This is a genomic window from Nissabacter archeti (genome assembly GCF_018257325.1).
GTDB lineage: Bacteria > Pseudomonadota > Gammaproteobacteria > Enterobacterales > Enterobacteriaceae > Chimaeribacter > Chimaeribacter arupi.
Map to the genome: position 1 here is coordinate 146880 of NZ_JAERKB010000010.1, position 26483 is coordinate 173362.

Below are 26483 nucleotides of genomic sequence, written 5' to 3' on the forward strand. Positions count from 1 at the left end.
GTGTCCCGTTCGCTTGCTTACGCTGCGTGTGGCGCAACGGTATTGGACAATGCACCACCCACGACGTCGGCGCAGGTGGTGCCCCTTGTCAGGTGGCGGGTGACTGCCGCAGCAGCCACCCGTTGCCGGTTGTCACCGGGCTGGTCAGGCGTCCTGCTGGTTGTCGCTGACGACGTCGTCGCTGTCAACCACGTGAACCACCACGTTCGGTTCCGGGTGGTGGGTCAGCTTGGAGAGGATGCTGGCCAGTTTGCCGCGCATCTCCGGGCGGCGGATGATCATGTCAATCGCGCCTTTCTGGATCAGGAACTCACTGGTCTGGAAGTCCGGCGGCAGTTTCTCACGCACGGTCTGCTCGATCACGCGGCGACCGGCAAAGCCGATACGCGCTTTCGGTTCCGCCACGTTCAGATCACCCAGCATCGCCAGGCTGGCAGACACGCCGCCCATGGTCGGGTCAGTGAGCACGGAGATGTACGGCAGGCCGCGCTCCTGCAGTTTGGCCAGCGCCGCACTGGTTTTCGCCATCTGCATCAGCGACATCAGCGCTTCCTGCATACGGGCGCCGCCGCTGGAGGAGAAGCAGACCAGCGGGCAGTTGTCTTCCAGTGCCTGCTCAACCGCACGCACAAAGCGCGCACCCACCACGGACGCCATTGACCCGCCCATAAAGGCGAACTCAAAGGAGGCGACCACAACCGGCATCCCGTGCAGCGTCCCTTTCATGACGATCAACGCATCTTTCTCGTTGGTCTCTTTCTGGGCCGCGCTCAGGCGATCTTTATACTTTTTGGAATCCTTAAACTTCAGCACATCTTTCGGCTCAAGCTCACTGCCCAGCTCAACATCGCTGCCTTCATCCAGGAAGGTATGCAGGCGCATACGCGCGGCAATCGGCATGTGATGGTCGCACTTAGGGCACACCATCAGGTTGCGCTCCAGCTCAGCGCGGTAGAGAACCTGACCGCAGCTGTCACATTTGGTCCAGACCCCTTCAGGAATGTTCGCCTTACGGGTTTGGGTGATTGTGCTCTTATTTAGAATTCGTTCAATCCAGCTCATTGATGACCTTTCTGTTTGAACCCGGCCATTGCCGGTCCACTGTTCTTGTCCGCCGTAAACCGACCCATAAAAAAATGCCCGAGATACGCGCCGCAACGGCGCCACTAAGGCACTGACATCAGGGTGTCCGCAGGGACAGACCATAAATGCCGCTCATTAAACCATAACGGTTCGACACTGTGGATAAAAAACTGGTCGAACCGTTAGGTTTATGTCGTCAAAACTTAACAATAATGTGACGGCGCCACGCTGTTTTACTGTTTTTGCGCCCGCGCAGCGGCGCGGCGGTGACGCCAGACTTCAATAACGCCCGGCAGAATTGAAACAAGGATAATGCCGACAATCAAGAGCTTCAGGTTCTCCTGCACCACCGGCAGATCACCAAACAGGTAACCGGCATAGGTGAACAGCAGCACCCACAGCAGCGCGCCAATCACGTTATAGGCGGCGAAATGGCGGTAGGACATATGCCCCATCCCGGCCACAAACGGCGCAAATGTCCGCACAATCGGCACAAAACGCGCCAGGATAATGGTTTTACCGCCGTGCTTGTCATAAAACTGGTGTGTTTTGGTCAGGTAGCTCTGGCGGAAAATTTTGGAGTCCGGGTTACTGAACAGCCGGTTACCAAACAGGCGGCCGATGGTGTAGTTCACCGCGTCACCCAGAATCGCCGCACAGACCATCAAAAACGCCATCAGGTGCACATCCAGGCTGTTGGACGGCAACGCCGCCAGCGCCCCCGCCACAAACAGCAGCGAATCGCCCGGCAGGAACGGGGTGACCACCAGCCCGGTTTCACAAAACAGGATAAGGAAGAGAATGCCGTAAATCCACACGCCATACTGCGCGACCAGTTCTGCCAGATGAACATCAATATGCAGAATAAAATCAATAACGAAATGGATAAAGTCCATAGGGCCCATCTTCTGTGATGCAGGTAACAACCCCGCAGGTTTAAACGTATACCCGGCGGACCGGGTCCCTGTGTTGCCTGTCAGTGTGCCGGGACAAGATCGTCCGGCAGGAACAACGGCCCCAGCGGCGGTGCCGGCAAATCAAAGCGCGCCGGGTAATCCACGGCCACCAGATAAAGCCCTTCCGCGCGGGCGGTGGCCGCGGCCTGCGTGCGATCTTTCAGCGCCAGCAGCTCGGCCATCCACGTCTCCGGCTGGTTGCCGCAACCAATCTCCATCAGGCTGCCGACAATGTTGCGAACCATATGGTGAACGAAGGCGTTGGCCTTGATATCTACCACAATATAGTGACCCAGGCGTGTAATATTTACATGCTTTACATTGCGCATCGGGGTGCGCGACTGGCACTGCACCGCCCGGAAGGAAGTGAAATCATTCTCCCCCAGCAGGCTCTGCGCCGCGCGCTGCATCCGGTGCTCATCCAGCGGCTGGTGATAGTGCGTCACCCCCTGCTGGAGGATCGCCGGGCGGTAGCGGTGGTTGTAAATCACATACCGGTAGCGGCGGGCAGTGGCGCTGAAACGGGCATGGAAATCCTCGTCCACGGTTTTTACCCAGCGCACGGCGATGTCACGCGGCAGATGGGTATTCACCCCCATCGTCCACGCCGCATCTTTGCGCACCGCATCAGTGGTGAAGTGCACCACCTGCCCGGTGGCATGCACCCCGGCGTCGGTGCGCCCGGCGCAGAACACGCTGACCGGGTGGGCGGCCACTTTGCTGAGCGCCTCCTCAAGGCAGCCCTGCACACTGGCGACTTCCTGCTGCCGCTGCCAGCCGAAATAGCGGCTGCCGTCATACTCAATACCCAGCGCGATTTTTAACTGGCCTGCCGCCGGCTCCGGCGGCAGGGTCACAACGTCAGACATCAGTACATGTACTCCTGCACCAGCTTCTCAGCAGTTTCCACGGCCATGCGCGCGCCGCCGAAGCGGATATTGTCCGCCACCGACCAGAATTGCAGGATCTCCGGGATGCCGTAATCATTGCGTACGCAGCCGATGCTCAGTGCATCGTTGCCGGAGGCATCCGTCACCTGTGTCGGGAAGTCCTGCTCATCACTGAGCTGGATCTCTTCCACGCTCAGGAACGCCTCGCGCGCCTCGTCAGCCGCCATCGGGCGCAGGGCTTCCAGGTTCACCACCTGTGCCTGGCCATAAAATACCGGCGACTGGATGCAGCTCACTGACACCGGCAACCCTTCATCCTGCAACACTTTGCGCACCTGATCCACCAGGCGGCGCTCCTGGCGCACACTGCCCTCTTCATCGGCCAGCAGCGGCAACAGGTTGAACGCCAGTTGTTTGCTGAACAGGCTCTGCTCTACCGGCAGGCCGTTGAGCAGGCGGGCGCTCTGCCCGGCCAGATCGTCCACCGCCGCCTTGCCGTGCGCCGACGCAGAGATAAGGCTGGTGACGTGCAGGCGGGACAGCCCGGCCTGTTCGGTCAGCGGTTTGATGGCGGTCAGCAGCTGGCTGGTCAGGCTGTCGGCCAGCGCCACGATATTGCGGTTACGGTAATCCGCCAGCACCTGCGGGTTCACGCCCGGCACCACCAGCGGCACATCCGGCTCCAGCGCGAACAGGCCGCTGCTGTCAATCACCAGGCAGCCGGCGTTGGCGGCTTCGTCCGCGTAGCGTGCGGTGGCGTCAGTGCCGGCGACAAAAAACGCCAGCTGCGCCTGCGACCAGTCAAACTGGGCGGCGTCTTGTACCATCACCGATTTCCCGTTGAAACGCAGGGTCTCACCGGCGCTGCGATCGCTGGCCAGCGGGAAAAGCTCGCCCACCGGGAACTGACGTTCCTCCAGCAATTCCAGCAAGGCGTTGCCTACCGCGCCTGTGGCCCCCAACAGGGCAATGTTCCAGCCGTCAGACATAGTGGTTTCTCCAGAAAAACAAAAACAAAGGGCGGTCACTGCCGCCCATGAAAAGAGGGGGTGACGCGCTTAGCGCAGCCGGGCGGTAAAGCCGAGCCGGGTCAGCAACGTGGCCGTGGCCTCGTCGTCACACTGTATGCAGAGCGACGACCATTCGCGCCGCTCCTGATAAAACTTCCGCAATTTGTCGAATTCACCGGGCGTCCCCGCCACCCGGCGCAGCGGGGCATCATCGCGGCGCACATCATACACCAGGTGCATCAGGCGCAGCAGGGTTCCCTCATCAGGGTGTGCCGCCAGATTGCCGTTCAGCGTCACCTCACTGACATCCGGCACCGGCAGCAGGCTCTCCAGCGGCACCGCCTGCGGCTGCCCCAGGAAGCGGCTGTACGCCTCAAACACCTGCGTGGTGCCGCGCGCCTTGCCTTCCAGACTGTAACCGGCGATGTGCGCGGTGCCGATATCCACCGCATTCAGCAGCGGCAGGGAGAGTTCCGGTTCCGGCTCCCACACATCCAGCACCGTGCTGAGCGCCTTGCCGCCGTTGAGCGCCGCCAGCAGCGCGGCGTTATCCACCACTTCACCGCGGCAGGCGTTGATCAGCACGCGGTTATCCGGCAAGGCGGCCAGCATCTCTGCATCCACCAGATGCTGGGTGCGGTAAGGGCCGTCTTTATACAACGGCGTGTGGAAGGTGAGGATATCCGCCTCGGCCACCAGCTTCTCCAGCGGCCAGAACGGGCCGGCGTCACCGCGTGCGGCGCGCGGCGGATCGCACAGCAGGGTTTTAACGCCCAGCGCCTCAAGGCGCGCCTGAAGGCGCGAGCCGACGTTACCGACGCCCACGATCCCCACGGTTTTCTCCCGCAGCTGCCAGCCGTCGCGCTGGGCAAGGATCATCAGCGCGGAGAAGACATACTCCACCACCGCAATGGCATTGCAGCCCGGTGCGGCGGAAAAGCCGATGCCCTGCGCTGCCAGCCAGGCGTCATCCACATGGTCGGTGCCCGCGGTGGCGGTGCCGACAAATTTCACCCCGGTGCCGGTCAGCAGGTCGGTATTGACTTTCGTGACGGAGCGCACCATCAGCGCGTCGGCACCCAGCAACGCCTCACGCGGGATCGGGCGGCCGGGCACCGCCTGAACGTCACCCAGGCGGCTGAACAGGGTCTGGGCATACGGCATATTTTCATCAACCAGGATTTTCACGTCACACTCCGGCAGCTTAGCGGTAAAGAAGGGCAAATATTTTGCCACCGAATGGCGCAGAATCCCATTACTTCAGGCGAAACCCAGACTATTGCGCACGGCGGAAGCGTTCCGGCGTGGTGCCGGCTATCTGCCGGAACATGGCGATAAAGGCGCTGGACGCGCTGTACCCCAGCTCCAGCGCCACCTGCTGGACGCTTTTTCCCTGCTCAAGCAGTGAAATCGCATGCAGGAACCGCAGGCGCTGCCGCCACTCGCTGAACGCCATGCCCAGATCCTGGCGGCAGCGGCGCGACAGGGTGCGCTCGGTGGTGTAGACCCGCTGCGCCCAGACGGCGAGCGGCGTGTTATCAGCCGGGTTGCGCTCCAGTTCACGCAGCACCGGCGCGAGCAGCTTGTCCTGCGAGGTCGGCAGATAGGTACGCTGGAGCGACGAGCGCCGCAGCTGGTCGATCAGCACCCGGCAGAGCCGCAGGTCACTGCGCGTGGCCGGTTCCGCCAGGTGGCGGGCGAAGCAGTCATCCACAATCGCGGTAAAAATCGCGCTGACGCCGAGCAGACAGGGGGATTCCGGCAAACCGTGGCAGAGCGACGGCGCAATATTGATGGAGCGGAACCGGGTGGCGCGGCGGCTGGAGCTGCTGTGCTCATGGTGCGGCGGCAACCAGACGGCGAACTCCGGCGGGGCCAGAAAGCGCTGGCCGCCCACATTCAGCGCCACCACCCCGCTTTTCACATAGATCACCTGGCCCCAGGGGTGCGTATGGGGCAGGAAATCGGTGTAGGGGTCATGGTGCTCTTCGCGGAAAAAGAGATGCCGCGGCAGCGCCGCGCGGTTGCCGGGGGCGTTCGCCGGCAGCGGGCCGTACTGGGCCGGTGGCGCAAAGGTGGTGTGAGGGCGTGGCATGTTGTCCTGTTATGCGCATGGGATGTCTGGTTATCGCTATCTCTATGAAACCAGACAATCGTACACTAGCGCCTTTTAGAGAATAAAACGGGTTTCATGATGAATGCGCTTTTTCCGCTGCTGGCGGTACTGATTTGGTCGCTGAATGCGGTGGTCAGCAAAATCGCCGCCGGGGCCATTGACCCGGCAGCCATCTCTTTTTACCGCTGGCTGCTGGCCCTGCTGGTGCTGACGCCCTTTGTGCTGCCCGGCCTGTGGCGCCACCGGCAGACGCTGCGCCCGCACCTGGGAAAACTGCTGGTGCTCGGGCTGCTCGGCATGGTGCTCTACCAGAGCCTGGCCTATTACGCCGCACACAGCGTCAGCGCGCTGTTTATGGGCATTCTCAGCTCGCTTATCCCGCTGCTGACCATCCTGTTCAGCATCGTGCTGCTCGGCATCGCGCCGACGCGCGGCATGGCGCTCGGCGGTGTGCTCTCCTTCGGCGGCCTGCTGTGGCTGGTCAGCGCCGGCCACCCGGAACAACTGCTGACACACGGCATCGGCAGCGGCGAGCTGATGATGTTTGCCGCGTCGGCCTCGTACGCCTGTTACGGCGTGCTGACCCGGCGCTGGGCGATCCCGCTGCCGAACTGGCAAGCGCTGTATGTGCAGATCCTGTTCGGGGTACTGCTGTTGCTGCCCAATTTCCTGCTGGCGCCGGATGTCACCCTGACGCCGCAGAATATCCCGCTGGTGCTGTTCGCCGGCATCCCGGCCTCACTGATTGCGCCGTTCCTGTGGATTCAGGGCGTCATGCGGCTGGGGGCCAACACGACGTCGATCTTTATGAACCTGACGCCGCTGTTTACGGCGGTGATCGCGGTGCTGTTCCTGCATGAGCAACTGCACAGCTATCACCTGATTGGCGGCGGCATCACGTTGTTGGGGGTGTTCCTGGCACAGCGGATGCGCACGCCGTTGCTGCGTCCGGTGAAGCGCGCGGATCCCTGACGCCCTCCCCTTTCGCCTTCCGGGTGCGGCGGCGCATCAACCCGACGCCGGCCAGCATCAGGGCGCTGCCCAGCAGTTGCCACGGCGTCAGGGTTTCGCCCAGTAACACAAAGGCGATGGCGGCGGTAAACACCAGTTCCAGCGACAGGATCAGGTTCGCCACCGCCAGCGGCAGGGTTTTCAGGCTGAGGTTATACAGGCCGAAGCCCAGCAGGGTCGGCCCTGCCGCCAGCAACAGCAACAGCCCCCAGCCGTGCCATTGGATGCCCGCATCACCCTGTGACAAGAACCAGACGCTGCCGGTGAGGCTGCCATCCGGCACCGGCAGGTGCCCGGCCAGCGCATTGAACAGCAACTGGTAGAGCGCGGCGAAGGCGAACACATACAGAATGGTATTCCACTCCGGGTAGCCGCGGCGGCTCGCCAGCCGCCCGCACAGCGCATACAGCGTGGAACCGACGCCGGTCAGCACGCCAATCAGCAGGCCGAACAGGCCGGTGTGCGCCGTCTCTGTGTCGCCGCCCAGGCTGACCAGCGCGCAGCCTACCAGGCTGATGCCGATCACCGCCAGTTGCCGGGCGTCCAGGCGCTCACCAAAACAGACCCAGCCGAGAAACACCGTAAAGCCCACCGAGAAATAGCTGAGGATGGTCGCCACTGACGCGCCGTTCAGCATGATGGAGAACGTCCAGAGCGCGTTGAACAGCGCCAGCACCAGCCCGAACAGCGCATAGAAGCGCAGCCGCGCCCAGCCCAGCCGCAGCCACTGCGGCCGCACACAGAGCAGCACCGGAAACAGCACCGCCGCCACCAGCGCCGCCCGCCAGAACGCCAGCACCAGTGCCGGCAGCCGGTACTGTTCCGTCAGCACACGGATGATGATGGCGGTAAATGCCAGCAGAAAGGCGCTCAGCACCGCCAGGGAAAACCCGTGCCCGGTACGGGCAGGCAGGCCACCCGCTGAGGCAGCCGCGGTGGCCGCCGCTCCGGTAGAGATCGGCATAACATCCTCTCAGATAACAGAAAAAAACCTTATCCTGAATTTTACGCCGCTGCCCCTTTCCGGCCAGAGCCACTTACTATTAATCTTAAGCAGGCCACTTTCAGTTTATCCAGGCCACGTTATGCTTATCCAGGCCACGTTACGCGTAAGCCGGCCATGTTGCCTTTTTCTCTGCCGCCCAGGAGTGCTATGCATATCCCTCTCGATCGCCACAGTGTCATCCCGCTCTACCTGCAAATCGAAGAGACGCTGCGCTGCGCCATTCTGGACGGCAGCCTGAAAGAGGGGGACAAACTGCCCTCTACCCGGATGCTGGCGGCTGAACTGGCCGTCAGCCGCCTGACGGTGGAAAACGCCTATGGCGAACTGGCGGCCAAAGGTTTTTTACAGGCGCGGCGCGGCAGCGGTGCCTATGTATGCCACCCGTATGCGCCACCCGCCCCGCCTGCCGCAGAGCAGACGGCCCTCTTCCCGGTTGACCCTTTTACCACCGGTGCCTCGCGGCTGGATGGCCAGGCCGACAGCCCATTGCCGCCGGACGTGATCAATTTCGCCGCCGGGGTCGGCAACCCGCGCATCTTCCCGCAGGAGGCGTTCCGCAAAGTGATGCACTCGGTGCTGCGCCGCCATGCGGAAGAGGCGTTCCACTATGGCGACTACTGCGGCTACTATCCGCTGCGCGATACGCTGGCGCGCATCCTCTCGTTGCAGGGTATCCCGGCGCGGCCGGAACAGATTCTGATCACCAACGGTTCGCAACAGGCGCTGAGCCTGGTCAGCCACACCCTGCTGCGCCCCGGCGATACAGTGCTGGTGGAGGAGCCGACCTACGCCGAGGCCCTGACGCTGTTTGAGCTTCAGGGCGTCCGTACCGTGCCGATCCCCTGTGATGCCGACGGCCTGTGCGTGGACGCCCTGCCCGCCCTGCTGGCCGCGCACCGCCCGGCGCTGATCTACACCATCCCCAATTTCCATAACCCTACCGGGCGCTGCCTGAGTGAACCCCGGCGGCGGCAACTGGTGAAGCTGGCTGAAGCCGCCGGGGTGACACTGCTGGAGGATGATTTCGTCGGTGACCTGCGCTACCAGGGCGCGGCGCTGCCCTCGCTGCGTTCCCTGGCGGCCGGCGGCGGCGTGATCTACGTCGGCACCTTCTCCAAGATGCTGATGCCGAGCATCCGTATCGGGTACCTGGTGGCCGACGCCGCCCTTTACCCCCGGCTGGCGCAGCGTAAACATCTCGACAGCTTCACCACGTCCAGCCTGTTGCAGCGCTCGCTGGACGCCTTTGTGACCGTGGGCAGTTACCAGCGCCAGTTGCAGCGCGCCTGCCGCCTTTACCGCCAGTTGCGGGATGTCGCCGCCGATGCGCTGGCCCGCCACCTGCCGCCGGGGTGCCGCGTGGAGCTGCCGGAGGGCGGCCTGTTCCTCTGGGTGCAACTGCCGCCGGATATCCCGGTGTCACGGCTGATGCCGCTGGCGTGGCAACAGAACGTCACCTTTGCGCGCGGCGCGTGTTTCTACCGGAACAACCCACAGGCCGAGTTCACCCTGCGCCTCAATTTCAGCGCCCAGACGCCCGAGCGCACCGTGATCGGTATCGAACGCCTGGCGCGGGCCATGACGTTATGCCGGGCGCAAACCGCAGGACGGGCGACGCTCATCAATCCGGAGTAACCAGCCGGGCCGCCGCCCGCACGCAGGCACACCCGCGGGGTGCCCTCATGCCGAAAATGCAGACAGAGTGACCAAACAGCCCCCGCCGATGATTTAAGCGACATTCATCACTATCCGTGATGGGTACAGGTTGGTATCATTTACCCACACTGCCGCCCCCGGCGATTCCTCTGCGCGGCATCCGGCTGATACCTGTTACCACCCTGTACATTAAGGATTCCAACGTTATGCAACCATTGAGCGGCCCCGGCACTCCCCCGGTCAGTGACCGGCCTTTGCCGTCAGCCAAAACCGGGCCGACCCCGCCCGGCGAGAACCAGCCGCTCACCCCTGCCCAGCGCACCACGTTGGAGAAACTGGTGGTGAAAATCATGGCGCTGACGCCGATGAAAGCCGCCGAACTGTGGGCCAGCCTGCGCCACGACCTGCACGTGCCGAACGAGGGGGAGATCAGCGCCGGGCAGTTCCCGCAGGCTGAGCAGAATTTGCAGAACCGCCTGAGCAGCGCGCAGGAGAGCCACGCCACCCGCCAGTTGCTGCAACAGCTCACCGAATTGCTGCCGCTCGGCAATAACCGGCAGGCGGTCAGCGATTTCATCCGGCAGAATTTCGGCCACACGGTACTCAGCCAGCTGAGCCATGAGCAGCTGCATCAGGTGCTGGCGCTGATCCAGACCGGCGGGCTGACCATTCCCCCGCCGCAGCAGACCCCGGTGATGGACCGCCCGGTGCTGCCCGCCGAACAGCGCAGCCTGCAACAGCAGGTGGCGCGGCTCAGCGCCGCCACCGGCGAGAAGCCGGCCAAGCTGTGGCAGGAGCTGTTCAATCTGGTCGGGGTTTCCACCAACGACCCGATGCCGGCGCGGCATTTCCAGGTGATCACCCAATACCTGCAGGCGCGCCATACCCTGAGCCAGCAGACCAGCCCGACGCTGCACAGCCTGCACGGCGCGCTGAAGCACCCGGCCAGCCCGGAGGAGCAGCAACAGCTGACGGAGTATGCCCAGACGCAGTTCAACGCCGGGCCGCTCACGCCGCTGACCGCCGCGCAACTGCATGACCTGCTGGGGATGCTGTTCAGCCGCCGCGTCGATCGCAGCGTGACCTCCGCGTCAATGGTGCAGTCGGCTGCCGCCGCGCCGCAGCCGCTGGTGAACCCGCTGATCGCCCTGCTGCCGCCGCAACTGCAAGGGTTGGGCGGCGCGCCGCTGCTGTTTGCCGCGCTGCTGGTGGTGCTGATTCTGCTCTGGCTGGTTTTCTGATCTCAGCCGGTCAACGCCAGCAACCCCCAGCCCGCCAGGGTGCTGACCAGCAAAAACGGCAGTGAATAGAGGTGGAAACGCAGCCAGATGCGCCGGTCACCGGCCATCCTGAGCGCGATCAGGTTGGCCAGCGAACCGATGGCCAGGCCGAAGCCGCCGATATTGACGGCATAGGCCACCAGCGCCGTGGAGGGCACGGCGTTCATCAGCAGGATGGTGGCCGGGACATTGCTGATAAGCTGCGACAGCCCGATACCGAGCAGGTAAAGCCCGCTTTCCGGCAGGTGGGCCAGCTGGGCAATCAGCGGCCGCAGCGGGGGCAGGTCCACCAGCAGGCGGATGTCGATAAACATCGCGATAAACACCAGGATCAGCCCCCAGTCGATCTGCACCAGCACCCGCCGCGCCAGCAGCAGCAACCCCACCAGCACCGCCAGCAGGCCATAACCGGTCGCGCCCAGCTCCACCGACACCAGGAACACCCCATACAGCACGGCACAGGTCATCAGCAACGGTTTGCGGCAGGCGACGCCCTCCGGCAACTGAACCGCCTTGATCGGCCGCGCCCGGAAGCTGAACCACGTCAGGGCCAGCAGCAGCGCCATGCTGACCGCCATCAGCGGCAGCATCTGGCCGGTAAAGGCCGCAAACGACACCCCGGCGCGGTTCCACAGCAGGATATTTTGTGGGTTGCCGATGGGCGTCAGCAGCGACCCGGCGTTGACCGCCAGCGCCTCGAAAATGATCAGCCTTGTTACCGGCAGTGCGGAGAGTTTTTTCAATGTGATGGTCAGCGGCACCACGATAAACAGCGCCACGTCGTTGGTCATAAAGGTCGAGAGCAGCGCCGCGGCAGCCACCAGAAACAGCGCAAGCGGCCGCTCGCGGTGCAGGCGGCGGATCATCGCCCGCCCCAGCAGGTCAAAGAACCCGCTGCTCTCCACCCCTTTGGTCAGCAGCAGCAAACCCAGCAGGGTCATGATGGTCGGCCAGTCAACGGCCGCCGGGAAGGTGCGTACGGCAGCCGGGTGCAACGCGGTGAGCACCACGCCCACCAGCAGCAGCGCCTGTAACAGGCGGTCATGGAACAGGCCGCGAAGCACGCGGTAAAACAACGTCTTGACCATACAAAACAGCTCTCAGGAAACGGGAGAGAGAAGGTAACGCGGCGTGCGGGATTATGCCAGTGCGGTGCGTGATTCTGGAAAGCGTCCCGCAAACTTCGGGTTGCGGGACACGACGGGCGGGGAAATGCGATCAGCGCGCCAGGCTTTTGCCGTTGCTGCGGATAACGTCCTGATACCAGGTGAAACTCTTCTTACGGCGGCGTTCCAGCGTGCCTTCGCCGTTGTCATCGCGGTCTACATAGATAAAGCCGTAGCGCTTCGACAGCTCGGCCTTAGAGGCGCTGACCAGGTCAATCGGCCCCCATGCGGTGTAGCCCATCACTTCCACGCCATCCTCAATTGCCTCGCCCACCTGCACCAGGTGGTCATTGAGGTATTGGATGCGGTAATCATCCCGGATGGTGCCGTCCGCCTCGATCTTGTCTTTCGCCCCGAGGCCGTTCTCTACAATGAACAGCGGTTTCTGGTAGCGATCCCACAGCAGGTTGAGCAGGATGCGCAGCCCCACCGGGTCAATCTGCCAGCCCCAGTCTGAGCTGGCGAGGTGCGGGTTCGGCACCATATTGAGGATGTTGCCGCGCGCTTTCTGGTTCTGCGCCTCATCGGTGGTGACACAGCCGCTCATGTAGTAGCTGAAGGAGATGAAATCGATGGTCTCTTTCAGCGTCTCGCGATCCTCGTCGGTGATGTCGATCTGAATGTTGTTCTCGCGGAAATAGCGGTTCATGTAAGCCGGGTAGTAGCCGCGCGCCTGCACGTCGCCAAAGAACAACCAGTCGCGGTTCTGGCGCTGGGTTTCCAGCACATCCTCCGGTTTGCAGGTGAGCGGATAGAGCAGCCCGCCCAGCAGCATATTGCCGATTTTGCCGTCCGGGATAATCTCATGCAGCGCCTTCACCGCCGCGGCACTGGCCACCAGCTGGTGGTGAATCGCCTGGTAGATCTCGCTTTTGCTGCTCGCTTCCGGCAGGCCGACGCCGGTGAACGGCGCATGGAGCGACATGTTGATCTCATTGAAGGTCAGCCAGTGTTTGACCTTCGCGCCATAGCGCCGGAACACGGTGCGCGCATAGCGGGTAAAGAAACCGATGGTGTCGCGGCTGCCCCAGCCGCCGTGGTTTTTCACCAGCCCGTACGGCATTTCATAATGGGACAGCGTCACCAGCGGCGTGATGTTGTGTTTTGCCATCTCATCGAACACCCGGTCGTAGAAGGCCAGCCCGGCTTCGTTCGGCTGTTCTTCATCGCCCTGCGGGAAGATGCGCGTCCAGGCGATGGAGATCCGCAGGCAGGTGAAGCCCATCTCCGCGAACAGCGCGATGTCTTCCGGGTAACGGTGGTAGAAGTCGATCGCCAGATCTTTGATGCCGCTGTCCCCTTCACGGCGCTCGGTAATCTCACCAAAAATGCCGTGGGGTTGCAGGTCAGAGGTGGACAGCCCTTTACCGTCCGTCAGGTAGGCGCCCTCGACCTGGTTGGCGGCAATCGCGCCGCCCCAGAGGAAATCTGCCGGAAATGGTTGTGTCATGGTTCTCTCCTTGTTGATTAATGAATCACGGTCAGCAGGGGGGTCTGCCCCAGGGTGCGGGCACCCGGCGCGCAGAGCACATCGGTGAAATCGTCGCTGTTACTGACCAGCATGGGGGTGGTGAGGTCATAGCCGGCGGCTGTAATCGCCTGGCGATCAAAGGTTAACAGCAGGTCACCGGCGGCTACCCGGTCGCCCGCCTTAACATGGGCGGTGAAATAGTGACCGTCAAGTTTTACCGTGTCGATGCCGACATGGATCAGGATCTCACTGCCGCCTGCGGAGGCGATGCCGATGGCGTGGCGGGTGGCGAACACTGAGGCGATTTCGCCGTCCACCGGCGAGGTGACGCGCCCCTCCTCCGGCACAATGGCCACGCCCTTCCCCAGCAGGCCGCTGGCGAAGGTTTTGTCCGGCACCTGCTCCAGCGCTACCAGCGCCCCGCTCATCGGGCTGAGCAGCGTCTCACCGCTTGCCGGGGTGCCCGCCGGGGCAGCGGGCGATGCCTCTGCCGGCACGGGCGCGTCAGCGGCGGTGCGCGGCACCCCGAACAGCCGGGTCATCACGGCGGCGAACAGCAGCGCCAGCAGGGAACCGCCCACCCCGGCCCACACGGTGCGGTCGATGCCGCCGGGCGGGATAATCTGTGCGAAGGTGAAGATGCTCGCAAAGCCGAAGGAGAAGGCGTTGGTCTGGTAGAAGCCCATCACGGCACTGCCCAGCGCCCCGCCCAGGCAGCCGAAAATAAACGGCCGCCGGGCGGGCAGTGTCACGCCGTAGACCGCCGGCTCCGTAATGCCGAACAGCGCGGCAGTGAAAGCGGAGCCGGACAGCGCCCGCATTCTGGGTTCACGGCTGAGCAGGAACATGCCGAGTGCCGCCCCCGCCTGCCCCAGCACCGCCGGCACCACCAGCGGCATCAGGGTGTCGTGCCCCAGCACGCTGAGGTTGTTCATCATCAGCGGCACCAGCCCCCAGTGCAGGCCGAAAATCACGCAGACCTGCCAGAGCGCCCCCATCACCGCCCCGGCCAGCCACGGTGCGAAGATGTAGATCGCCTGGAAGCCGTGCGCCAGTTGCTGGCTCAGCCAGGTGGCCGCCGGGCCAATCAGCAGGAAGGTCAGCGGCACGGTGATCATCAGGCAGAGCAGCGGCGTGCCGAAGTTGCGGATGCTGCTGTGCAGCCGGGGATAGAGCCTTTTTTCCAGCCAACAGCTCACCCAGGCCGCAAACAGGATCGGGATCACCGAGCCACTGTAGTTGATCAGCGTCACCGGCAGGCCAAGGAAGGTGAACGGGGCCGCATCACCGCTGCTCTCTGCCTGAAAGGCAGCCAGCATCAGCGGGTGCATCAGCGCGCCGCCGATCGCCATCGTGACAAACGGGCTGCCGCCGAACTTTTTCCCGGCGGTATAGCCTAAAATCAATGGCAGGAAGGTGAACATCGCGTCCCCGGCGGCGAAGAGGATCTGGTAGGTGCCGCTGCTCTCCTCCAGCATCCCGCAGACCAGCGCCAGCGCCAGCAACCCCTTCAGGATGCCGGAGGCGGCCATCAGGCCGATCACCGGCGTGAAGATACCGGAGATCACATCGATAAAGCGGCTGAACAGGTTTTGCTGCGCGGCCCCCTCGTCCGGTGGGGCCGCGCTGTTCTCGCCCAGCCCCGCCTGCTGCACCAGCGCCTGATAGACGTCGCCCACGTGGTTGCCGATAACCACCTGGAACTGGCCGCCGCTCTCCACCACCATAATCACGCCGGGGTGCTGTTTCAACGCCTCTGCATCCGCCTTTTCGCGCGCCCGCAGCCTGAAGCGCAGCCGGGTGGCGCAATGCATCACGCTGAGGATATTCTCGCGGCCGCCGACCCGGTTGAGGATGTCGCGTGCCGTCTGCTGGTTATCCATTGCCTCTTCTCCTGATAGGGTGACAGGCCGCCGGGGGCAAAAAAAAACCTGAATGCCCCAGGCCGCCTGCCGGCAACCGGGAACATTCAGGTTTTGCCCGCCTGGCGGCGGTAACAATCCTGTGTGCTGAAGGCCGTATGGCCCGGCTCAGCCGGGCAGCAACCGCCCCTCCTTCCGCACCCGCTCAATGTGGATGGTCAGGAACATCAGTTCTTCTTTGGTCAGCGCCTGCTGGTACTGGCCGGCCATATGCTGCTGGATCTTGCCCGCGCAGCGGTACGCCGCCGGATACGTGGTTTTGACGGCGTCATGCAGCGAGAGATCGTCACTCTCCACCACGGTGCGGGCGTGCATCCGCTGGGCAAAAAACTTCAGGTGCGTCACAAAGCGGTGGTAGCTCAGCGATGCTTCGTCATAGTCCAGCGCAAGCTGGTATTTGACGATCTGCAAAATCTCCTGCATCACCTGGGTCACGTGCATCACTTCCGGCATATGGCCGTTGAGCTGGGCATTCACCAGGTGCAGGGCGATGAACCCGGCCTCGTCATCCGGCAACTGCACCTGGAGCCGCCGGGCGATCAACGCCACCGCCTCCCGGCCCAGTGCGAACTCTTTCGGGTAGAGCCGGGCGATTTCCCACAGCAGGCCGTTGCGCAGCGGCGTGCCGAGTTTTTGCCGCTCAATGGCGTGGTAACAGTGGTCGGCCAGTGAGATGCAGAGGCTCTCATGCAGCGTGCCGAGCTTCGCCGCCGCCTGATGGATAATGCAGTCACAGGTGGTCATCACTTCCAGCGGGATATGGCTGAGCAGCTCGCCCAGCCGCGCCGTGAGATCATTGCCCTTGAGGGCGAAAATCTTCTCCACCGCCGCCTGGCGGATAGCCTCGCCCACCTGTTTCTGGAAACCGATGCCGCGCCCCATCACCACCTGCTCCTGCCCGTGGCCGTCCAGCACCACCACCACATTGTTATTGAGTATCTTGGCGATCTGCATTGTCATACCCTGAAAACAAAAAAACCCGACCGCCCGGCGTAAGCCGTTCGATCAGGTCTTGCCTGCGGTTGCAGTCACAATCCTACTGCGGTCAACGTATCATATTGATGAATGGCATCAATATGATGAATACAAAAACGTGATGTATCTCTCCCGGCAGCCATAAAAAAACCCGCCGGAGCGGGTTTTTTATCAGCAGCCTTCGAGACTTACTGGGCGAACTTGCGCATCACCAGTGTGGCGTTGGTGCCGCCGAAGCCGAAGCTGTTGGACATGACGGTGTTCAGCGCGCGCTGGGTCGGCTGGGTGATGATGTCCATGCCTGCCGCTTTCTCGTCCAGCTGCTCAATGTTGATGCTTGGGGCGATGAAGCCGTGCTCCAGCATCAGCAGGCTGTAGATCGCTTCCTGCACGCCTGCGGCGCCCAGCGAGTGGCCGGTCATCGCTTTGGTGGCAGAGAGGGCCGGGGTGGTGTCACCGAACACTTCACGGATCGCACCCAGCTCTTTCACGTCACCCACCGGGGTGGAGGTGCCGTGGACGTTGATGTAGTCAACCGGGGTATCCAGGCCCTGCATCGCCATCTTCATGCAGCGCACCGCGCCTTCACCGGACGGGGCGACCATGTCTGCGCCGTCAGAGGTTGCGCCGTAGCCAACGATCTCTGCGTAGATGTGCGCGCCGCGTGCCAGAGCGTGTTCCAGCTCCTCAACCACCACCATGCCGCCGCCGCCGGCGATAACGAAGCCGTCACGCGCCTGGTCATAGGTACGGGAGGCTTTTTCCGGGCAGTCGTTGTAGCTGGTGGAGAGTGCGCCCATGGCGTCGAACTCACAGGCCATTTCCCAGCACAGCTCTTCGCCGCCGCCGGCAAACACCACGTCCTGTTTGCCGAGCTGGATCATCTCTACCGCATTGCCGATGCAGTGTGCGGAGGTGGCACAGGCAGAGCTGATGGAGTAGTTCACGCCGCGGATTTTGAACGGGGTGGCGAGGCAGGCAGAGACGCCGGATGCCATCGCTTTGGTCACCATGTACGGGCCAACGCCGCGCAGCCCTTTGGCGCGCATACCGTCAGAACCGGCCACCTGGTTACGCGGGGAGCCGCCGCCGGAACCGGCAATCAGGCCGGTACGTTCGTTGGAAACCATTTCATCCGTCAGGCCGGAATCCTTGATAGCCTCCTGCATGGACAGGTAAGCGTAGACAGAGGCATCACTCATAAAACGCATGATCTTGCGGTCAATCAGGCCGGTGGTATCCAGTTTCACATCGCCCCATACGTGGCTGCGCATACCGGAATCTTTCAGTTCCTGTGAGAAAGTGATTCCTGAACGCCCTTCCTGCAGGGAGGCCAGAACTTCCTGTTTGTTATTACCAATACTTGAGACAATCCCCAGGCCAGTAATCACTGCACGTTTCATGTAATACCTCTTCCACTTTTAAGTCGGGATTTTGCCACGCACTCTAGCGTACAGTTGTACGCCGAACAAGTCCGATCAGCAACAGTCTGCTTATTATATGCAAATTTGCACCGGCGTGATCGCACCGTTAAACTCCCCCGCAACCCTTGAGCCATGAGTATCGCGCGTGAATCATCCCCCAATCCAACCGGCCAGCCTGAGCTGGAATGAACAGGGTACACCTGTTTCGCAACAGTTCGATGACGTCTACTTTTCCAACCAGGACGGGCTGGCGGAAACACGCCATGTTTTTCTGCACAGCAACGGTTTTCCGGCCCGCTTTGCTGACCACCCGCGCCGCCGCTGCATTGTGGCGGAGACCGGTTTCGGCACCGGCCTGAACTTCCTGACGCTGTGGCAGGCCTTTGACCAGTTCCGTCGGGAGAAGCCGGACGCCGCGCTGCAACAGCTGCATTTCATCAGCGTGGAGAAGTTCCCGCTGTCGGCAGAGGATCTGGCGGCTGCCCACGCCCGCTGGCCGGAGCTGGCTGAGTACGCGCAGGCGCTGCGTGCGCAGTGGCCGCTGCCGTTCGCCGGTTGCCACCGGCTGCTGCTGGCCGACGGCGCGGTGACGCTGGATCTCTGGTTCGGGGATGCCAACCAGTGGTTTGCGCAGGCAGACCCGAGCCTGGAAAATCAGGTGGATGCCTGGTTCCTCGATGGGTTCGCGCCCGCCAAAAACCCGGATATGTGGTCAGAGACACTGTTTGGCGCAATGGCACGGCTGGCGCGCCCCGGCGGCACCTTTGCCACCTTTACGGCGGCAGGCTTTGTGCGGCGCGGCCTGCAACAGGCCGGGTTTGCGGTGCAGAAAATCAAAGGGTTCGGCCAGAAGCGCGAAATGCTCGCGGGCGTGATGGGGGAGCAGCCTGCCGCCCCGGCAGCCGCGCCCTGGTATGCCCGCCGGGCGGCAGATAACCCGGCCGACGTGGCGATCATCGGCGGCGGTGTGGCGAGCGCCATGCTGGCGTTGGCGCTGTGGCAGCGCGGCAGCCGCGTCACGCTCTATTGCGCCGAAAGCGAGGCGGCGCACGGGGCATCCGGCAACCGCCAGGGCGCGGTTTACCCGGCGCTGAACGGCTGCCAGGATGCCTTCGAGCAGTTTTTCGCGGCAGCCTTCACCTTCGCCCGCCGCCACTATCAGCAACTGGCGGCGCAGGGCGTGGTATTTGACGCCGGGTGGAGCGGCGTCGGCCAGCTGGCCTATGACGACAAAAGCACCCGCAAAATCGCCGCGCTGCTGGCAGGCGGCTGGCCGGAAGAGCTGGCGCAGCCGCAGGATGTGGAAGAGATGGCGCGCCACAGCGGTGTCGAGACCGGCTGCGGCGGCGTGCGCTACCCGCTCGGCGGCTGGCTCTGCCCGGCACAGCTGACCCGCTCGCTGCTGCGCTGGCTGGGTGAGCGCGGCGTGACGCTGGCGTTCAGCCACCGCTTGCAAAGCCTGACGCCACAGGGCAGTGGCTGGCAGGTGCAGTTCGCCAACGGCCACACGGCGCAGCACGCCACGCTGGTGCTGGCCAACGGCCACCAGCTGACCGACTTTGTGCCGCTGCCCGCCTACCCGGTGCGCGGCCAGGTGTCACATATCCCGACCACCCCGGCGCTCAGCCAATTGCAGCAGGTGCTCTGCTATAACGGCTACCTGACCCCGGCTGACGCCGAAGGCCGGCACTGCATCGGCGCGAGCTATCAGCGCGGCGACACCGACACCGGCTACCGCAGTGAGGAGCAGCAGCAGAACCGCCAGCGGCTGATCGATTGCCTGCCGGAGAGCGACTGGCCGCGCGAGGTGGATGTCTCTGCCGGTGACGCGCGCAGCGGCGTGCGCTGCGCCACCCGCGACCATCTGCCGGTTATCGGGCAGGCACCCGATTTTGAGGCGACGCTGGCCGCCTATGCCGGTTTACCGCGCCAGCTGGCCGCCGGTGCGCCGGTGGCGGACGCGCCGGGCTACGCCAACCTTTACCTGCTCGGTGCACTGGGCGCACGCGGCCTGAGCACCGCCCCGCTGGCCGCCGAAATCCTGGCAGCGCAGATCCACGGCGAGCCGTTGCCCTGCCCGGCGGAGATTCTGGCGGCGCTCAACCCGAACCGGTTCTGGGTCAGGAAGCTGCTGAAGGGCCGCCCGGTGACGGAAGCGGGCTGATCCGGCACCGGGCCTTTGCGCCATGAAAAAGGGCCTCATCATGAGGCCCTTTTCCGTTGCGGACGCGGTTCACCCTGTCAGGATTCGATCTTTGCCTGCTGGTAAAGGTTGTCCCACATCGCCTGCACCAGCACCTGATCGCGCGGGGCGAGTTCCCCGGCGTGGATCGCCTTGTTCAGACTGATTTCAACGCGCTGCTTCAGCGCCTGCGGCGTATGTTCGCCGTTCTCTTCGGCTTCCGCCACCGCCAGGGTCAGATGACCGCGCAGGTAACCGCCCGCAAACAGTTCATCGTCACTGGCGCGGTCCACCATGTCATCAATCAGCGCCAGAATACGCGCTTCAAATTCAGCGATCATCACTCTTCCTCATTCATCAATCGGGGCGAATGCTGCGCTCAGAGATCTTCCGGGTAGGGGAAATCGTCGGCGGTCAGCGTTGGCGTATTGTAAAACGAATGTAACGCGTTAATAAAGCGTGCCGGTCGCGCCGGGATGCCTTCCGCCAGCAGATGCAGTACCCGCTCACGCACTTTGCGCTGGAACGCGATGCGATCCGGCTCCACATCGCCGCTCAGATTGTCACAACTGACGTTAAACGGGAAGCCTGCCGCCACGCAGAACATCCACTCCAGCGCCTGCGGCTTGATCTCGACCTGCTCAAATTCAGACTGGGTCTGGGCATCGCGGCCGTCCGGGCAGTACCAGTAACCGAAATCGACCTGCTGGCGGCGCGCCTCCCCGGCGATACACCAGTGGGAGATCTCATGCAGCGCGCTGGCATAGTAGCCGTGGGCAAACTCAATGCGGTGGTAAGGGATCTGATCGTCGGCGGGCAGGTAAATCGGCTCGCCCTCGCCGCGCACCAGCCGGGTGTTGAACTCGTCGCTGAAGCAGTGGTTAAAGATCTCGATCAGCTGTGGGTAGTGGTGGGTGATTTCTGCCTGGGTGGTTTTCATCATGGTCATGTCGTAAAAAGTAAGGGGCCGGCAAAGGCGCTAACCCTACCGGCCGGGTGGAAAAAGGCAAGCCGCACTTTTTCTGAATCTATCAACGCCTGAATCCCTCAGGCGCCGGGGCATTATGCCAGGTGCAGCGCCAGCCAGTGCTGGATTTCCGGGCCGTGATTGTCATACAGCAATTTGCCGCTCATCACCAGCGACACCAGCACAATCATCGGGCGGATCAGCTTCTGACCGCGGGTCAGCACCATGTGCGCGCCGAGCCGTGCGCCGAGCACCTGCCCCACCAGCATCACCAGCCCGATGCCCCAGATGACTTTGCCGCCGAGGATAAACAGCAGCAGGCCACCGGCGTTGGAGGTGAAGTTCAGCACTTTGGCGTGGGCGGTGGCTTTCGCCAGCGTAAAGCCGGAGAGCGTCACGTAGGCCAGCGCATAAAATGACCCGGCCCCCGGCCCGAAGAAGCCGTCATAAAAGCCGACGCAGCCCCCGGCCACCAGCCCGAACGCCAGCCCGGTCAGGCGCTGCGCCCGCTCCTCCTCGCCGAGGCGCGGCGTCAGCAGGAAGTAGAGGCCGATGCCCACCACCAGCAGCGGCAAAATCTGCCGCAGCACGTCGGCACGCATATGCTGCACCATGATCGCCCCGGTCATCGCGCCGATAAAGGTCAGCAGGATGGTGAGCTTCTGCTCGCCCAGGTTCACCGCCCCGCGGCGCACAAAGTAGAGGCTGGCGGAGAACGACCCGCCCACCGACTGCAACTTATTGGTGGCCAGCGCCTGCGCGGGCGGCACGCCCACTGCCAGCAACGCCGGGACGGTCAGCAACCCGCCGCCGCCGGCGATCGAATCAATAAACCCTGCCAGCAGCGCCACGGCAAACAGGATGCCGAGCATCTCCGGCCCGAGAAGAATGCCTTCCATGATTACTCTCCGAAGTGGTTATCCAGCAGCGCCTGACAAGAGGGCGGCAACGGTGGCGGCACGGCTTTGCCCGGCTTGCCGGTGGACGGTTTCGGCGGCAGGAACCAGCTTTCCAGCTCGGCGCCGCAGCCGTCACCCGGCGGTGGCGGGGCCTGGTCCTGGCATTCGAGGCTGTCCGGCGGGCAGTAAAGCCGCACGTGCATATGGGCGCGGTGGGCAAACCACGGGCGCACCTTGTTCAGCCAGGCGCGGTCACTGCCTGCGTCGGCGCACAACTGTTTTTTGATGGCGGCGTTGACGAAAATGCGCGCCACCTGATTATCTTCCGCCGCCATCTTGATCAGCTGCGCAACCTGCGGCTGCCAGTGGCGGCGTACCACCTGCTTGCCGTCCACGGCGACCAGATCGATCGGCTGCGGTTTCAGCAACTGTTGCGGCGTCCAGCGTTGGGTGGGCAGTTGCAGCCAGATATCAACGTCCAGCCCTGACTGGTGGCTGGCATGGCCGCTGCTGAACCGGCCACCGGCCGCCATGCCCATGTCGCCAATCAGCACCGTGCCCAGCCCGCGCCGGTGCGCCTGGTTGCTCAGGCGGCCGATGAAGTCCAGCAGGTGCGGGTGGCCGAAGTAGCGGCGCTGGTCCGGGCGCATCACCTGATAATCGGGTGACTGCAACGGCAGCGGCCTCGCGCCGACGATACAGCCGTTGGCATAACTGCCGATCGACTGCGGCGATCCGGCCACCGGGTGGGTCAGTTGCTGCCACGGCGTCAACGCCGCAGCAGGCAGCGCCGTGACCAGCGCCAGGCCGCCGAGTAGTGCGGCAAGAAGGGGCTTGCTCATCGTGTTACCAACGTGGGACAGAAGTCGTGACATCCGCGCACTGCGCACGCTGGCGCAGCAGGTGGTCCATCAGCACAATCGCCATCATCGCCTCGGCGATCGGCACCGCCCGGATGCCGACGCACGGATCGTGGCGGCCGCGGGTCACCATCTCCACCGCCTCGCCCTGCCGGTTAATGGTGCGGCCCGGCACCATGATGCTGGAGGTCGGTTTCAGCGCCAGGTGCGCAATCACCGGCTGGCCGCTGCTGATGCCGCCCAGCACGCCGCCGGCGTGGTTGCTCTGGAAGCCGTCCGGGGTGATCTCGTCACGGTTTTCGCTGCCGCGTTTGGTCACCACCTCAAAGCCGTCGCCAATCTCCACGCCTTTGACCGCGTTGATGCTCATCAGCGCGTGCGCCAGGTCGGCATCAATCCGGTCGAACACCGGCTCGCCCAGCCCGGCCGGGACGTTCTCCGCCACCACCGTGACTTTGGCCCCGATGGAGTCGCCCTCTTTTTTCAGCGCGCGCATCAGCTCATCCAGCGCCTCCAGCTTGGCTGGGTCGGGGCAGAAGAACGGGTTCTGCTCTACCTGATCCCATTCCTTCAGCTCACAGCAGATGTCGCCCATCTGCGCCAGATAGCCGCGCACCTGCACGCCGTGCTTCATCTGCAGGTATTTTTTGGCGATCGCCCCGGCCGCCACGCGCATGGCGGTTTCCCGCGCCGAAGAGCGGCCGCCGCCGCGGTAGTCGCGCTGGCCATATTTCTGTTCGTAGGTGTAATCAGCATGGCCGGGACGGAACACGTCTTTGATCGCGCTGTAGTCCTGCGAGCGCTGGTCGGTATTTTCGATCAGCAGGCCGATGCTGGTGCCGGTGGTCACGCCCTCGAACACGCCGGAGAGGATTTTGACCTGATCCGGCTCGCGGCGCTGGGTGGTGTAGCGGGAGGTGCCGGGGCGGCGGCGGTCCAGATCGTGCTGGAGGTCGGCCTCGGTGAGAGGAATGCCGGGCGGCACCCCGTCGATAATGCAGCCCAGCGCGAGGCCGTGGGATTCACCAAAGGTGGTGACGCGGAAAAATTGCCCAATACTGTTCCCTGCCATCACGGCTCCTTACCGTTGTCTTGGTTATCTGAATGCTTGAAAGTGGCCGCGCCGGGTAAAGGTGCCCGGCGCGGCAGGCCCGTGGTTACGAGCGGTACATGGCGAAGTGCGCGTGGCAATCCAGCAGTTGCTGGCGGGTCAGCATAAAGACGCCGTCGCCGCCGTTGTCAAACTCCAGCCAGGTGAACGGGATATCCGGGTACTGATCCATCAGGTGCACCATGCTGTTGCCGACTTCGCAAATCAGCACGCCCTGCTCGCTCAGGTAGTCCGGCGCGCAGGCCAGGATGCGGCGCACCAGCTTCAGGCCGTCACTGCCCGCGGCCAGGCCAAGCTCCGGCTCAAAGCGGAATTCGTCCGGCAGGTCGGCCATGTCCTCTTCATCCACATACGGCGGGTTGGTGACGATCAGGTCATACTGCAGCGCCGGCAGGGCGCGGAACAGGTCAGAGCGGATCGGCGTCACCTGGTTCTCCACGCCGTGCTCCTGGATGTTGCGCTCCGTCACTGCCAGCACGTCTTCGGAGATGTCCACCGCGTCCACTTCCGCCTCCGGGAAGGCGTAGCCGCAGGCGATGGCGATGCAGCCGCTGCCGGTGCACATGTCGAGGATATGGCGCGGGGAGTCGGTAATCAGGCCACTGAAACGGTTGTCGATAAGCTCGCCAATCGGCGAACGCGGCACCAGTACCCGCTCATCCACATAGAATTCCAGGCCGCAGAACCAGGCTTTGTTGGTGAGGTAAGCTACCGGCACGCGCTCATTCACGCGGCGGATCACCCGCTCAACAATGCGCTGGCGCTCGCTGGAAGTCAGGCGCGCGGTGTGCATGTCCGCCGGGATGTCCATCGGCAGGTAGAGGCTCGGCAGCACCAGCTGCACTGCTTCATCCCAGGCGTTATCGGTGCCGTGGCCGTAGTAAATGTTAGCCGCGTTGAAGCGGCTGACGGCCCAGCGCAGCATATCCTGAATGGTATGCAGCTCACTGACGGCTTCGTCGACGAAAATCTTGTCCAAGGTGTTCTCCCACGCTGCGGCGGGCGTGTGCCGCCGCCTTACAAAATGCCGTCTAGTGTGCCATGAAGCCGGCGACAAATCAGCAGCTATAGTCACAGTGGCGGGAGAGCGAAGCGGCAGGCCGGACTTTTTATGCCGGAATAGGTAAACTAGGGTTAACTTTTTTATCACACTCTTTCGCGACGACCACCCGCATGAAAAAACGATATCCGCTCAGCAGTGAGGAGCAGCAGCTGTTCCGTGAGTCCCTGGCGGGCACCAAACGGCTGCACCATGACACCAAAGTGCACCCGAAACCCCGCCCGAAAGTGAAGGCCATCGCCCCGAAGCGGCTGATGCAGGAGCAGATCGACGCGACCTACTATTTCTCAGATGAGTTCCAGCCATTGCTGGAGAGTGACGGCCCGATGCGTTATGTGCGGCCGGGGGTTGACCATTTTGAGGCGAAGAAATTACGGCGCGGCGACTATTCCCCGGAGCTGTTCCTTGACCTGCACGGGTTGACGCAGCATGAGGCGAAGCAGGAGCTGGGGGCATTGATTGCCGCCTGCCGGCGGGAGCATGTGCACTGCGCCTGCGTGATGCATGGGCACGGCAAACATATCCTGAAACAGCAGACGCCGCTGTGGCTGGCACAGCACCCGGATGTGCTGGCCTTCCATCAGGCACCGAAAGCGTTCGGCGGCGATGCGGCGTTGCTGGTGTTGGTAGAGCTGGCGGAGTAACCGCGGCCGGGCGAACCGGCCGGGAAATCAGGCTTTGGCCAGCACCTGCGCGGGGCTGAGCTGCCAGTCAAAGGTGCCTTTGCCGCTGGCGGCGTCCAGCGTGATGCCTGCAATGGCCGAGGTGGCAAACATCGGCGGGCATTCGCCGGGGCAGAGCTCTGCCACCAGGTAGCCGACCAGCGGCAGGTGGGAGACCACCAGCACCGCAGAGACGCCCTCTTTCGCCAGCGCCTGTAAATAGCAGGCCACCAGCGCCGCATCACCGCCCGGCGTCAGTTCGGGCAGCACTTCTTCCCCGTCCGGCAGCCGCAGTGCGCTGCGCAACGTCGCCAGCGTCTGCTCAGCACGCAGATAGGGGCTGACCAGCACCCGGTCAATGTCCAGTGGTTTGGCATTGAGCCACACCGCCATCTGATGGGACTCATCACGGCCACACTGGGTAAGCGGCCTTACCGAATCGCTGGCGGCCTCAAGGGCGGCCTCACCGTGACGCATAATCAAAACTTGCATATTGCACCGTTTTTGTTGACAAAATAACGCCATACAGAAACGCGTCGCGTGCTGTATCGCTGACTTCCCCCAGCCTCCCTGGGGCAACCTGATAACGATAACGCGCCGTCTCTCTCTTATGGCGGCCGGGCATTTTGCCTGAAAGTTCTCACAAAGAAAATGCTGTTTTTTAGAGCAAACCGGGCCAGCGCCCCGCAATACTGGTTACTTAACCAGCAATTCAATATCTTATTGAATGCCGTAACCTCTCGAAAAGTTTTGTAAAATTCCGCGCTGTTTTTCAT

General features: G+C 63.2%; 24 protein-coding genes. 5 read left to right on the plus strand and 19 right to left on the minus strand.

Annotation, left to right across the window (positions count from 1 at the left end; all coding sequences use genetic code 11):
- Window positions 1-144 precede the first annotated feature (144 nt).
- The 6 genes from accD to JK232_RS15455 all read right to left on the minus strand — a co-directional run bounded on the left by accD (window position 145) and on the right by JK232_RS15455 (window position 6034).
- Window positions 145-1062, minus strand: a complete 918-nt coding sequence (accD, locus tag JK232_RS15430; RefSeq protein ID WP_072930584.1) for an acetyl-CoA carboxylase, carboxyltransferase subunit beta — start codon at window positions 1060-1062, stop codon at window positions 145-147.
- Window positions 1063-1316: 254 nt separating this feature from the next.
- A complete protein-coding gene (locus tag JK232_RS15435; protein WP_072930585.1) occupies window positions 1317-1979 on the minus strand; it encodes a DedA family protein in 663 nt (220 codons plus the stop codon).
- A gap of 80 nt (window positions 1980-2059) precedes the next feature.
- Complete coding sequence (gene truA / locus JK232_RS15440) at window positions 2060-2908, minus strand: tRNA pseudouridine(38-40) synthase TruA (RefSeq protein ID WP_072930586.1); 849 nt, start codon at window positions 2906-2908, stop codon at window positions 2060-2062.
- Window positions 2908-3918 (minus strand): aspartate-semialdehyde dehydrogenase, encoded by a 1011-nt coding sequence (locus tag JK232_RS15445; protein WP_072930595.1) that lies wholly within the window; start codon window positions 3916-3918, stop codon window positions 2908-2910. The genes truA and JK232_RS15445 overlap by 1 nt, the downstream gene beginning before the upstream one ends.
- 69 nt (window positions 3919-3987) lie before the next feature.
- The gene (gene pdxB / locus JK232_RS15450; protein ID WP_212589372.1) at window positions 3988-5127 is read right to left on the minus strand and encodes a 4-phosphoerythronate dehydrogenase PdxB; all 1140 of its coding nucleotides are present in this window, start codon (window positions 5125-5127) and stop codon (window positions 3988-3990) included.
- 88 nt (window positions 5128-5215) lie between these two features.
- Window positions 5216-6034, minus strand: a complete 819-nt coding sequence (locus tag JK232_RS15455) for an AraC family transcriptional regulator (RefSeq protein WP_212589373.1) — start codon at window positions 6032-6034, stop codon at window positions 5216-5218.
- Between the two features lie 99 nt (window positions 6035-6133).
- Between JK232_RS15455 and JK232_RS15460 the strand changes: the two genes are divergently transcribed.
- Window positions 6134-7027, plus strand: coding sequence for a DMT family transporter (locus JK232_RS15460; protein ID WP_072930698.1), 894 nt, complete (start codon window positions 6134-6136; stop codon window positions 7025-7027).
- Here JK232_RS15460 and JK232_RS15465 read toward each other — a convergent pair.
- Window positions 6951-8030, minus strand: coding sequence for a DMT family transporter (locus tag JK232_RS15465; RefSeq protein ID WP_101857517.1), 1080 nt, complete (start codon window positions 8028-8030; stop codon window positions 6951-6953). The two genes, JK232_RS15460 and JK232_RS15465, sit on opposite strands and share 77 nt — an antisense overlap.
- Before the next feature lie 189 nt (window positions 8031-8219).
- Between JK232_RS15465 and pdxR the strand changes: the two genes are divergently transcribed.
- Both pdxR and flk read left to right on the plus strand, forming a co-directional pair.
- Window positions 8220-9707, plus strand: coding sequence for a MocR-like pyridoxine biosynthesis transcription factor PdxR (gene pdxR / locus JK232_RS15470; protein WP_072930599.1), 1488 nt, complete (start codon window positions 8220-8222; stop codon window positions 9705-9707).
- A gap of 227 nt (window positions 9708-9934) precedes the next feature.
- Entirely contained in the window at window positions 9935-10969 is a 1035-nt protein-coding gene (flk, locus tag JK232_RS15475; RefSeq protein WP_072930602.1) for a flagella biosynthesis regulator Flk, read from the plus strand.
- A gap of 2 nt (window positions 10970-10971) precedes the next feature.
- Here the strand turns inward: flk and JK232_RS15480 are convergent, their stop codons facing one another.
- The 5 genes from JK232_RS15480 to fabB form a co-directional block, all read right to left on the minus strand.
- On the minus strand, window positions 10972-12096 hold the full coding sequence (locus JK232_RS15480; RefSeq protein WP_212589374.1) for an SLC13 family permease: 1125 nt from the start codon (window positions 12094-12096) through the stop codon (window positions 10972-10974).
- Window positions 12097-12226: 130 nt separating this feature from the next.
- A complete protein-coding gene (locus JK232_RS15485; RefSeq protein ID WP_072930613.1) occupies window positions 12227-13624 on the minus strand; it encodes a glycoside hydrolase family 1 protein in 1398 nt (465 codons plus the stop codon).
- A 17-nt stretch (window positions 13625-13641) separates the two neighbouring features.
- A complete protein-coding gene (gene bglF, locus JK232_RS15490; protein ID WP_212589375.1) occupies window positions 13642-15528 on the minus strand; it encodes a PTS beta-glucoside transporter subunit IIABC in 1887 nt (628 codons plus the stop codon).
- A 147-nt stretch (window positions 15529-15675) separates the two neighbouring features.
- Window positions 15676-16521, minus strand: coding sequence for a BglG family transcription antiterminator LicT (licT, locus tag JK232_RS15495; RefSeq protein WP_212589376.1), 846 nt, complete (start codon window positions 16519-16521; stop codon window positions 15676-15678).
- 209 nt (window positions 16522-16730) lie between these two features.
- Window positions 16731-17945, minus strand: a complete 1215-nt coding sequence (gene fabB / locus JK232_RS15500) for a beta-ketoacyl-ACP synthase I (protein WP_072930619.1) — start codon at window positions 17943-17945, stop codon at window positions 16731-16733.
- 166 nt (window positions 17946-18111) lie between these two features.
- On the opposite strand from fabB, the gene mnmC reads away from it, so the two are divergent.
- Window positions 18112-20130: a bifunctional tRNA (5-methylaminomethyl-2-thiouridine)(34)-methyltransferase MnmC2/FAD-dependent 5-carboxymethylaminomethyl-2-thiouridine(34) oxidoreductase MnmC1 gene (gene mnmC, locus JK232_RS15505; protein ID WP_101828554.1), complete on the plus strand. Its 2019-nt coding sequence runs from the start codon at window positions 18112-18114 to the stop codon at window positions 20128-20130.
- Window positions 20131-20207: 77 nt separating this feature from the next.
- On the opposite strand, the gene JK232_RS15510 is transcribed toward mnmC, so the two are convergent.
- The 6 genes from JK232_RS15510 to prmB all read right to left on the minus strand — a co-directional run bounded on the left by JK232_RS15510 (window position 20208) and on the right by prmB (window position 24964).
- Window positions 20208-20489: a YfcL family protein gene (locus JK232_RS15510; RefSeq protein WP_072930623.1), complete on the minus strand. Its 282-nt coding sequence runs from the start codon at window positions 20487-20489 to the stop codon at window positions 20208-20210.
- 38 nt (window positions 20490-20527) lie between these two features.
- A complete protein-coding gene (locus JK232_RS15515) occupies window positions 20528-21097 on the minus strand; it encodes an elongation factor P hydroxylase (protein WP_101828553.1) in 570 nt (189 codons plus the stop codon).
- A 113-nt stretch (window positions 21098-21210) separates the two neighbouring features.
- Window positions 21211-22014, minus strand: a complete 804-nt coding sequence (locus JK232_RS15520) for a sulfite exporter TauE/SafE family protein (protein WP_072930627.1) — start codon at window positions 22012-22014, stop codon at window positions 21211-21213.
- Between the two features lie 2 nt (window positions 22015-22016).
- Window positions 22017-22856 (minus strand): penicillin-insensitive murein endopeptidase, encoded by an 840-nt coding sequence (gene mepA, locus JK232_RS15525; protein ID WP_072930630.1) that lies wholly within the window; start codon window positions 22854-22856, stop codon window positions 22017-22019.
- Window positions 22857-22860: 4 nt separating this feature from the next.
- Window positions 22861-23946, minus strand: a complete 1086-nt coding sequence (aroC, locus tag JK232_RS15530; RefSeq protein ID WP_101854281.1) for a chorismate synthase — start codon at window positions 23944-23946, stop codon at window positions 22861-22863.
- A gap of 85 nt (window positions 23947-24031) precedes the next feature.
- Window positions 24032-24964: a 50S ribosomal protein L3 N(5)-glutamine methyltransferase gene (gene prmB / locus JK232_RS15535; protein WP_101828551.1), complete on the minus strand. Its 933-nt coding sequence runs from the start codon at window positions 24962-24964 to the stop codon at window positions 24032-24034.
- A 194-nt stretch (window positions 24965-25158) separates the two neighbouring features.
- Here prmB and smrB point away from each other — a divergent pair, with 194 nt between their 5' ends.
- Complete coding sequence (smrB, locus tag JK232_RS15540; protein WP_072930647.1) at window positions 25159-25689, plus strand: endonuclease SmrB; 531 nt, start codon at window positions 25159-25161, stop codon at window positions 25687-25689.
- Window positions 25690-25716: 27 nt separating this feature from the next.
- Here the strand turns inward: smrB and sixA are convergent, their stop codons facing one another.
- Entirely contained in the window at window positions 25717-26199 is a 483-nt protein-coding gene (sixA, locus tag JK232_RS15545; RefSeq protein ID WP_072930649.1) for a phosphohistidine phosphatase SixA, read from the minus strand.
- Window positions 26200-26483 lie beyond the last annotated feature (284 nt).